We start from the raw sequence: 2,489 nt of genomic DNA, 5'->3' as shown, positions 1-2,489 counted from the left end.
AGCAGATCATGCGTGCCGCGAACCGGTTGCAGGTTGGACAAAACCTCTAAACCTCCCCCTGCCGGGCTGCCTCGATCTCGGCGGCCTTAGCCTCGACCAGCTCGACGATGTGATCGATCATCTCGGCGCTGCCGACATTATGGTCGGAGACACCGCCGATATAGACCCGGTTTCTGTCAGCGCCGACGCCGCCGCCGGTGATGCCGATCATCGTTTCGCGCGCTTCGCCCGGACCGTTGACGACACAGCCCAGGATCGACACCGTCACCGGGGCGCTGATGTGAGCCAGACGGGTTTCCAGCGTCTCAACCGTCTTGACGACGTCAAAGCCCTGGCGGGCACAGGTCGGGCACGAGACGATCTTGACCCCGCGATGACGCAGATCGAGCGCCTTCAGGATGTCGAACCCGACCTTGACCTCTTCGGCGATGTCGGCGGTCAGCGAGACGCGCAGGGTGTCGCCGATCCCGTCCCACAGCAGCGCACCGATCCCCAGCGACGATTGCACCGTGCCGCGCCGCAGCCCGCCCGCCTCGGTGATGCCGAGATGGAGCGGATAGTCGCAGGCGCTGGCCAGACCGCGATAGGCCGCGACCGCCATGAACACGTTGGAGGCCTTGACGCTGATCTTGAACTCGCGGAAGTCGTTGTCTTCCAAAATCCGAGCATGTTCGAGCGCGCTTTCGACCAGCGCTTCGGGGCACGGCTCGCCGTATTTTTCCAGCAGATGCTTATCAAGCGACCCGGCATTGACGCCGATCCGCATCGAACAGCCATGATCGCGCGCGGCCTGGATCACTTCGCGCACCCGTTCGGGCGCGCCAATATTGCCGGGATTGATGCGCAAACAGGCGGCACCGGCCTCGGCGGCCTCGATCGCCCGTTTGTAATGGAAGTGGATGTCGGCGACGATCGGCACCGGCGAGGCCTTGACGATCGCGCGCAGCGCCTGGGTGGCGGCCTCGTCGGGACAGGATACCCGAACGATGTCGGCCCCGGCTTCGGCGGCGCGGCGAATCTGCTCCAGCGTCCCCTCGACATCCGAGGTCAGGGTGTTGGTCATGGTCTGCACCGAGATCGGGGCGTCGCCGCCGACCGCCACCGGGCCGACCATGATTTTCCGGGACTTGCGCCGGGTGATGTGCCGGTAGGGCCGCAGACTCATGGTTTTATTCTCGCCAATAGATGCTCGTGACCATCCGGGCAACCGCCTGGAAAGCCCGAAGCGTCGGGTTATAGCGCATTCCGCCGGGGACGAGGAAGGGTGATCACCCACCCGCCCCCAGCCGGTCGGGGTCAAGCCGGACGTCGCGCCGCACCTGACCGATCGCGCCCAGGGGGGCGATGCGGCGACCATCGACGGTGACTTCCAGCGCGCCGGAATTGCCCGCCATCAACGACAGACCGGGACGGTTGGGCAGGCGCAGGCTGTCGCCCCGCCGCAACAGACGCGAGGTCAGGATCGACCCGTCCATCTCGCGCACCTGGACCCAGCAATCGTCGGCGACAGCACGCAGGCTGACGCGGGACTCCGCATATTCCGCCCCGAACACTTTCCCGGTCGGAACCGAGGGATCGGGCGCCTTGACCTCGGCGGCGGGCGCGGTCGGGGCCACCGGAGCGGCGGCGGGAGCCTGCGCGGACGCGTCGGGCTTGGCCGGTTCGGTCTTCGCGGGCTCAGGTTTGGCGGCTTCGGGTTTAACCGGCTCGACCTTGGGCGGCTCGGTCTTCAACGAATCCGGTTTCACCGCGACCGGTTCGACCGGCGCGGGCGGCAAGGCCGGAACCGCGACGGGCGCAGCCGGGACCGGGGCCGGGCTGGGCGCAGCCGCCGTCACCGGCTCGGGGGCCTTCAGATCGGGCGCGGTGGATTTGGCATCGTCATCGGATTCCGACGGCGGCACCACATCCTCGCGCGAGCGGCTGGTCTCGGCGGCATTATCCGCCGGAGCAGGCGCGGAGCCGCGCGGCTCGCCGGTCAGCGCCGCCTGACGATTCAGCATCGTCGACAGGCGTTCAGGCAGCGGCGGGACCATCTCGGCCACCTCGGACTCCCGCGAGGACAGCAGATACCAGCCGCCATAGGTCAGACCGGCCAGGACAAGGCCGAGAAAGATCACCGCGCCGCCGGGGATGCGTCCCTCGGACACCGGCGAAGGAAAGGCCAGTTCGGTGCGGTTGGTAAAGCCCCCCGCCCCTTCCAGCCGAAAGCGACGGACCAGTTCCTCGCCGTCGAGTTCGAGATACTCGGCATAGGTGCGCAGGAACCCGGCTGCATAGGCCCCGCCGGGAAGATCGCGATGGCGGCCGTCTTCCAGTGCTTCCAGGAACGGCAGACGGATGAAAAGCTGCTGCGAGCACTCGGCCAGCGACCGGCCGGTCCGTTCGCGCGCGGCCCGCAGGGTCGGCCCGACCGCTAGATGGTCGGCAATTCGAACCGGCGCGGGTTCCACGGGAGGAATGCCGGAATCGACCGGCGGCGTCTGGTC

Annotated in this window: 2 protein-coding genes; both read right to left on the bottom strand. The window is 67.7% G+C overall.

The annotated features are described in order from the left end of the window. Window positions 1-46: 46 nt before the first annotated feature. Window positions 47-1,165 (bottom strand): flavodoxin-dependent (E)-4-hydroxy-3-methylbut-2-enyl-diphosphate synthase, encoded by a 1,119-nt coding sequence (gene ispG, locus K678_RS17250; protein ID WP_021133770.1) that lies wholly within the window; start codon window positions 1,163-1,165, stop codon window positions 47-49. 103 nt (window positions 1,166-1,268) lie between these two features. Further along, on the bottom strand, window positions 1,269-2,489 hold a 1,221-nt coding region (locus K678_RS17245), incomplete at its 5' end, for a helix-turn-helix domain-containing protein (RefSeq protein WP_021133769.1).

Origin of the sequence: Magnetospirillum fulvum MGU-K5 (assembly GCF_000442515.1) — a bacterium.
GTDB lineage: Bacteria > Pseudomonadota > Alphaproteobacteria > Rhodospirillales > Magnetospirillaceae > Phaeospirillum > Phaeospirillum fulvum_B.
This window is presented reverse-complemented; position numbering and strand designations above follow the sequence as displayed.